The following is a 6,780-nucleotide window of genomic DNA, read 5'->3' on the forward strand; positions in this document are numbered from 1 at the left end:
AACTCTCCAATGTGCAACTTTTTGGCGTCATTATTCGTATATTAAAGAAAAGAGAGTTAAGCGAAGATTGTTTGCAAGAGGTATATGTGAAAATTTGGCACAAAATAGAAACTTATGAGCATAGAAAAGCCAGTGTAATGACCTGGATGTCAACTATTGCTAGAAATCATGCACTTGATTATATACGTAAGCGCGAATTACCTATTCAAGATGATTTTGAATTATCAATCATTAGTGATGAACAATTACATTTCTTAGACGAAATTGAACAACAGCAAAGCAAACAACAATTAAATGAGTGCTTACAACAATTAAAACCAGAAATTATGGAAATTTTATTGATGTCCTATTTTAAAGGGTTAACTTACGAAAATATCGCAAAAACGATTAAAGTACCGCTAAATACTATTAAAACTTGGGTGCGCAGAGCGATGCCTATACTGAAAAAATGTTTGGATGGCAGTCATGTCTGATGATAATTTTTTAGCATTCCAATATGCTATGGGTTTGCTAGATGAAGAACAAAAGCAAGCCATTAAAAAAACTCAAGCCTTCGAGGAAACACTACTTGAATGGCAATTACACTTAAGTAGATTAAATATACAAGCACCGTTAGAAGAAGAATCTGCACAAATAATTTGGCAAAATGTCAATGCCCAGATACAACAAAATCTTAAGTCTAATAAGGCTAGCATTATTAGTACTTTGCTCAGATATTGGCGCTATATATTAAGCAGTATTGCCAGTTTAGGTTTATTACTTAGCATTACTCTTGTTAATCAAACCGCTCATGCCCAACTAGGATGGGATATTAACACCGACTTATCAAAACAAAAAATATTTATTACCACTACCACTCATCAGCACCTAGACCACACAAATACCTGTACACTGTGGGTTAAAAAAGACAATAAAGTGTTGTTAATTGGTCTGATGCCTGAGACAGGTAAAAAAACCCTTGACATTAATGAAAAAACTTTAACAATGCTTAAAGGTGGAGAAATGATTATTTCGTTTGAAGATAAAGATGCTCCCTTACCCTCTAAACCTACTGTAATTGACTATCAGGGGAAATGGATTATTTAACCAGGAGAAAATATGAAAAATACCTTAAAAAACTTACTGTTAATACTATTAAGCTTTACCACATTACAAGTCTTCGCGCTTGATTTTACCTATACCAAACATTCTTGGTTTGGTGCTGGCTCTGAAGGCAACGAATATGCTATTGAAGGTTATGATACGGTTAATTATTTCACTAAGAATAAGCCCGCCAAAGGTTCAGCAGAATTCTCGCTTGAATATCGAGGAAAAACTTGGCATTTTAAAAATGCAGAAAATCTAGCATTGTTTAAGGCTGACCCGCAACAATATGCACCACAATATGGCGGACACTGTGCTTGGCGTCTTGCTCAAGATGGTGAAGGCGTGTATGGCGACCCTAAGATTTGGACTATTGTCGATAACAAACTCTATCTAAATTATAACAAAGCAGTTAACGGTAGATGGGTTAAAGACATTCCTGGCTTTATTAAAAAAGCCGATGATTTTTGGCTAGATAAAAACCAGTTCAAAACGCTTAATTAAGCGCATAATTTGCTGACTCGAATACACCAGTAATAATTGATATATAGATTGCTGATGTAATTGAAGTACCGCTAATAATGCCAATAAATATATTTCTTAATTTAACATCAATAATAGATAAAAAATAAATCAGCACATTAATTGAGATACCTGGGATAAAACACAAAGCAAAAATAATAGGGATTTCTTTAGTTTTGATTTTATGTTCATAATCTAATATTTTTTGCGGTACTTTAAAATTTAATTTGTGTGCAAAATTATAAATAATCAAACAATAACCTATAATAGCGATTTGAATGGCAAAAAACACTTGAACAAAAGAAAAGACATAGATACCTGCCAATAAAAAGGCAGTACCGGGCAATAATGTCAAGCCTCTAATGATTAAAATTAAAATATACGCAATATAGGATATTAAAAAATATTCAGTGGTTAAAAGTGCTTTGAGCATTTCTGGGTCAATTTTATAATCACTAAAATACAGATAAATCACAGCAATAATATTAAGTGCGACAAAACCATAAAATAAAGTTTTTTTACTAATATTTTTCATTGTCAGCAACTTCTAATTGCTCTAATTTATTATAAAAATCATCTAAATCTTTGGGTTTTTCACCATATCTAGGATTGTCATGCATTTTTAAAAATGGACGCGAATTAAGTTCTAAAAAAATACATTGTTGTGTATTAAAATCAGTTTCAATGCCTTCTTTGCAAATCACATCAATACCCAAAATATTGGCATTAAAAAAATTCAATATTTTAATCAAGTCTTGTTTGTTCTTATCACTTAGTTTAGCTTTATCAATCACTTCAACACTTGAGCCTAATTTAAGCGAAATCTTATGGTGTAGATAAACTTTTTGCTTAGCTGTAGGAATTGTGGAAAAGCTCATCCCTTGTTGTTTTAGATGCTTCTTAATGGCTTTATTTTTCGGTATCAACTGAGTAATAGGCGCAAGTTGCATTTGCTGCCTTAATTTATTCTCAGCATCAATTAAAGCCCCGATTGCTCTCAGTCCGTCACCTACTATAAAAGGTGGATAACGTCTAAGCACTGACATAACGCCAAATTTTGTCATTACTATACGATAGTTTTTGCCAAGTAAGTACTGTTCTATAATACTATTTGGCCACCATTTTTTAACAGCAATACTCGCTCTTAATAATTGTGCTTTGTTTTCAATAGGAAAGTATGCACCCCGAGAAAAACCACCAACATTAGGTTTGACAACTAGTGGGAAGCCATATTGCTTATAAAATTTAAACGCTGAATATGGGTTAATAAAAGTTTTACCTTTGGCGTAAGGTAATGTATTTTCTTCAAAAGCCAACCTAGCCTGTGCTTTTGAACGACAAGCACGGCGAACTTTAAGCGAATTATAATCACTGCAATCTGATAGAAAAAAATGCGATAAAAACTGATGTAATAATCGCATTATTGCTCAGTTTTTGATTGATAGTGTTTGATGATTTTTCTAGAAAAAACAAAACGGTTAAAGTGTTTCTTAGGAATAGTATTACTAAGCTTAACTAAATGCTTCATATTGTCTTTAATAAATTTATATTTGGTTTTTTTTGAAACGCTATTATCTAGTAAGTGAATAGGAAATGGGGCAAATAAATTAATTTCAATAATATGAAAAAAACCTAAAAGTAAATCCGTCTTAGAATTCGCCCTAAGTCCTACTCTAGCAATACGAAAAGGCGGCAATTCTTGTAGGTATGCTTGCAAAATATCTAACTCTTTTTCACAAAAATCTTGTGTAATATCTTGATAAGCTGTATCTTTGTTATGAATTCCATTAACGGGATAACGCTCATCTGAACGATTGAGTGACTGAGTAATATTTAGTGTGCTTAAACAGTTCTTATTAGTTACATCACGCATGTAGAAAATTTCATATTCTTTTTCTTCATGCGCTGCATATTGCAAAATATAGGGAATTTTTCCATTCGTTTGGTCAAAATTTAAAAAATCCTGTTTGTTATTAATTTTAATAATGCCATTAGAATTTTGCCCCCATTCAGGTTTTAAAAATACAGGGAAAGTTTCTGGTAGATTATTTTTATCAAAATAATCCTGCTCCAGACGCCACTTTTTTGGGATACGTCCGTCCATATCAATCTTGGAATAAAAACCCTTCTTTTTGTTATACCATTCAGCATTAATTTGAAAATAATACCAAGGAGGAATACCTAAACGAATTGACCAAATAATATAGTGAAAAATTAACCTAAATGTCAAACACTTCTCCTTTGATTGGATTGTCTGAGTAATAATGCAAACTAATACTTTTTTGCTTTGCATTAATTTGATGAATATAATTGTCCATCTTGCCTTTTATACCTTTGCTATAGCGATATTCCCCACCATTTAACTCTCTAGAACCAAGCTCAGTTAATGGATTTTTATCAAAATTTTTACAACTCAAAGACCCTTCAACCACATAGATAAAAGCCTGCTCTGGATGGCCATGAATAGGTGTTGTTGCACCTTGGTCCCAATATAGCAAACCTAACCAATAATCGTTATTACTGAGAATAATATTCCTTGTGTAATTACCCTTATCAAAAGATAAATTTTTTACCCTTACTTCTCTTGCCAAAATTTTCATTTGTTCAATAGCCAAGTCATAGTATTCCTTAGCAAGTAATTCACACAATGTTTTAAAATCAAAATCAGTTGTATGTGTATATTCGTAGTTTTTAATTTCTTTCAACATCGGTTTGTAGTGCTTTTCCTATTTTAATTAAACGATTTAATAGTGCTGTTAGTTTCACTTTGCTCATATTAATATTACTTATCAATAGCCGAAATACCAATTTTTCTTCTATATAGGCCAAAGCAAGCAAAGCTTGTTCATCTTCTAATAATTTATTACGTAAATTTTGGTTAAAAGTATTAGGCTCTTGCGCTTTAAAACGAAAACACACATTAAATGAACTGCGTTTTTTTACCATTTCTAACTCACTACTAGCATTAATAAAATCCTCTGAAAATTTTGCTAATTGGTAGTAGTTTTCAACTCTGTCAGAAAAACCTTGCTTAGAATAAAACTTCCAGTCTAAAAACCATTTTAAGCTGTCCACACGACGACCGCATTGCAGTGAGTTAGCACCTAAGTCAACTGCATTATCTCGAAAAATATAGCTATTGTCACCATCTGCACAAGTACAAGATAACAAGTTCTGATGATTTAATAATAAAAAATTACACATTAGACTACTACCAAGCATTTTATGAAAATCCATCGTAAAAGAGTCTAATTGTTCAATGCCTCTCAAAAATTTAGCTTTTAATATTGGGCTCATTACTGCTGCTCCACCCCAAGCACCATCACCATGTAACCAAAAATGGTGTTTATTTTTTAGCGTTATTAATTGCTCAATATCGTCATAAGCACCACGCACTGTTGTCCCCAGAGTTGCGCAAACAAAAAATGCGATACCGCCATTTTTTTGAACTTTCTGAATGGCTTTATCAAGCATTAAAACATCCATTTCTCCGTTTTTAGTTGTCGGAACTTTAATTAAATGCTCAGCACCAATACCTAAAATATTCGCGGCTTTATCTAGTGAATAATGTGCATCATCACTAACAAAAGCAAACAAGGGTTTTTGATTAAATAACCCTTGTTTCTTTGTATCTTTTGATGCTTGATTGCGCGCTACCATCATGGCAATCATATTAGCATTGCTTGAGCCAGTTGTCATCTGTCCTTCACCTTGTTTAAAGCCAACACAATCAAGCATTTGCTCAAGCATGTAAGTCTCCATTAAGGTAGCAACAGGTGCGGATTCAAAGGTGCAAGCTGAAGTGTTACTAAGCGCAACAATAACTTCTCCTAAAATTGAAGGCGCATTAGCACCCGACCACATGCGGTTAACAAAACCAATATGACTGGTATTAGGAGAATAATCTAGATATTGTTGCACCCAAATAAACAATTGTGCCCAGTCCTGAGTAGATTGCTTATTTAAGTCTAATATTTCAGTTAATTTAGTAGTTGGTTGATAATTAATCAACCGATTATTGCTTTTTGAATTTACGTATTGTAGTACTTGCGCTATTTTTTCAAGCAATTCCTTGTCTTGCATTGAGAAGAAAATCCTCTAATTGCGTTTTTTATTCAACCACACCATAACAATACCTAAAACTAAGATAGACAAAGCGGCATTTGCCAAACTAGTATCTGCGCACGAATTAGGTGCTATAAATACCGCTTGACAAGCCACTTCATTTGCAACTTGCCAAGTTGGATGCCAACCAAGTGGGGTAAAAATATGGAAAAATACCGCCCCTAGCATCACCACTGATGCCATTAAGCCACCAATACAATGAAGTTTTTCTCTATGTTTCCACAATATAATCGGCAATAATAATACCAAAGCAGTTACCAACTCAGCCAAGCCAATTAAAATTGCGCCATACTCAGCAAACAATTCACCTAGTGTGGTATTGATGGTATCGCCAATCCAAATACCAATAGTACTAAAGATATGCTGTGGTTCTAGTGCAGTGTTATCAAATTTATAAAATAACGAGCTAAGAAATACATTTGATGTCCATAGAGCGATTAGCCAACTAATTATAATTTTGATTGTATTGTTCATCTTTTCCCTTTTTTTATATCCTATGATTATGTTCTAATTATAAACGATTCAATGCCTTGCCAGAGTCTAAGACTGTTCTTGTCATTTCAGCAGCTTCAACTAACGAGTCAGCCTTTTTAGTATGCCAAAGGATTAAACTGACAGCTAAAACCAAACCATCATAAAATAATCCTTTGTCGCCTGATAAGGCAGATTTTCCTAACTTAACTGTATAATCTGCCAAAGCTTTAATATCACCATGCACATCCAACTTATCAGGAAATGAAATAGCGCGTAACTCCTGCTCAATACCCAGCGACTTAGGCTCAATGTCGACACGATCTTTTTCTTCAATGCCTTCGTAAGAGACCATTAAGCCTTTTTGACGCAGAGAAGGAATAACGCCGCCTTCAACACCACGAATCAACAATGCAGTGTCCATGCCTGACTCATCAACCAACGCCGCATATTTAGGCGGATATGGCTTATGCACATAACCCAAAATAGAATGTGTCTTTCGCCCTCTTAAAGGCGTAATAAGTGTTTCTACCGTGTTAATCACAGTGCGCTTAATAATGCGATCACGTAGTGGTACTA

At 33.7% G+C, this 6,780-nt stretch carries 9 protein-coding genes and 1 pseudogene; 3 read left to right on the plus strand and 7 right to left on the minus strand.

Going from position 1 to position 6,780, the window contains the following annotated elements:
- From PSN35_RS05325 to PSN35_RS05335, 3 genes are all read left to right on the plus strand, one after another.
- Window positions 1-473: sigma-70 family RNA polymerase sigma factor (locus PSN35_RS05325; RefSeq protein WP_300030494.1), on the plus strand; the 473-nt coding region annotated here is incomplete at its 5' end.
- Complete coding sequence (locus PSN35_RS05330; RefSeq protein WP_300030497.1) at window positions 466-1,086, plus strand: hypothetical protein; 621 nt, start codon at window positions 466-468, stop codon at window positions 1,084-1,086. The genes PSN35_RS05325 and PSN35_RS05330, both read left to right, overlap by 8 nt.
- Window positions 1,087-1,098: 12 nt before the next feature.
- A complete protein-coding gene (locus tag PSN35_RS05335) occupies window positions 1,099-1,587 on the plus strand; it encodes a YHS domain-containing (seleno)protein (protein WP_300030500.1) in 489 nt (162 codons plus the stop codon).
- Here the strand turns inward: PSN35_RS05335 and PSN35_RS05340 are convergent.
- From PSN35_RS05340 to PSN35_RS05370, 7 genes and pseudogenes are all read right to left on the minus strand, one after another.
- On the minus strand, window positions 1,580-2,140 hold the full coding sequence (locus PSN35_RS05340; protein WP_300030503.1) for a VTT domain-containing protein: 561 nt from the start codon (window positions 2,138-2,140) through the stop codon (window positions 1,580-1,582). The genes PSN35_RS05335 and PSN35_RS05340 overlap by 8 nt on opposite strands.
- Window positions 2,127-3,026: a cyanophycin synthetase gene (locus PSN35_RS05345; RefSeq protein WP_300030506.1), complete on the minus strand. Its 900-nt coding sequence runs from the start codon at window positions 3,024-3,026 to the stop codon at window positions 2,127-2,129. The genes PSN35_RS05340 and PSN35_RS05345 overlap by 14 nt, the downstream gene beginning before the upstream one ends.
- On the minus strand, window positions 3,026-3,835 hold the full coding sequence (locus tag PSN35_RS05350; RefSeq protein WP_300030509.1) for a hypothetical protein: 810 nt from the start codon (window positions 3,833-3,835) through the stop codon (window positions 3,026-3,028). The genes PSN35_RS05345 and PSN35_RS05350 overlap by 1 nt, the downstream gene beginning before the upstream one ends.
- A complete protein-coding gene (locus tag PSN35_RS05355) occupies window positions 3,825-4,313 on the minus strand; it encodes a hypothetical protein (RefSeq protein WP_300030512.1) in 489 nt (162 codons plus the stop codon). The genes PSN35_RS05350 and PSN35_RS05355 overlap by 11 nt, the downstream gene beginning before the upstream one ends.
- Window positions 4,297-5,688, minus strand: a complete 1,392-nt coding sequence (locus tag PSN35_RS05360) for a pyridoxal-dependent decarboxylase (RefSeq protein WP_300030516.1) — start codon at window positions 5,686-5,688, stop codon at window positions 4,297-4,299. The genes PSN35_RS05355 and PSN35_RS05360 overlap by 17 nt, the downstream gene beginning before the upstream one ends.
- A gap of 15 nt (window positions 5,689-5,703) precedes the next feature.
- Window positions 5,704-6,204, minus strand: a complete 501-nt coding sequence (locus tag PSN35_RS05365) for a hypothetical protein (protein ID WP_300030518.1) — start codon at window positions 6,202-6,204, stop codon at window positions 5,704-5,706.
- A gap of 37 nt (window positions 6,205-6,241) precedes the next feature.
- Window positions 6,242-6,780: pseudogene (locus PSN35_RS05370) on the minus strand (anthranilate phosphoribosyltransferase); the annotation flags it as partial.

Origin of the sequence: Candidatus Thioglobus sp., assembly GCF_028599055.1 — a bacterium.
Classification (GTDB): Bacteria; Pseudomonadota; Gammaproteobacteria; order PS1; family Pseudothioglobaceae; genus Thioglobus_A.

Coding starts and splice junctions, on each gene's coding strand:
- PSN35_RS05365 (WP_300030518.1), bottom strand. CDS start 6,204: ATGAACAATACAATCAAAATTATAATTAGTTGGCTAATCGCTCTATGG.
- PSN35_RS05340 (WP_300030503.1), bottom strand. CDS start 2,140: ATGAAAAATATTAGTAAAAAAACTTTATTTTATGGTTTTGTCGCACTT.
- PSN35_RS05355 (WP_300030512.1), bottom strand. CDS start 4,313: ATGTTGAAAGAAATTAAAAACTACGAATATACACATACAACTGATTTT.
- PSN35_RS05335 (WP_300030500.1), top strand. CDS start 1,099: ATGAAAAATACCTTAAAAAACTTACTGTTAATACTATTAAGCTTTACC.
- PSN35_RS05360 (WP_300030516.1), bottom strand. CDS start 5,688: ATGCAAGACAAGGAATTGCTTGAAAAAATAGCGCAAGTACTACAATAC.
- PSN35_RS05345 (WP_300030506.1), bottom strand. CDS start 3,026: ATGCGATTATTACATCAGTTTTTATCGCATTTTTTTCTATCAGATTGC.
- PSN35_RS05330 (WP_300030497.1), top strand. CDS start 466: ATGTCTGATGATAATTTTTTAGCATTCCAATATGCTATGGGTTTGCTA.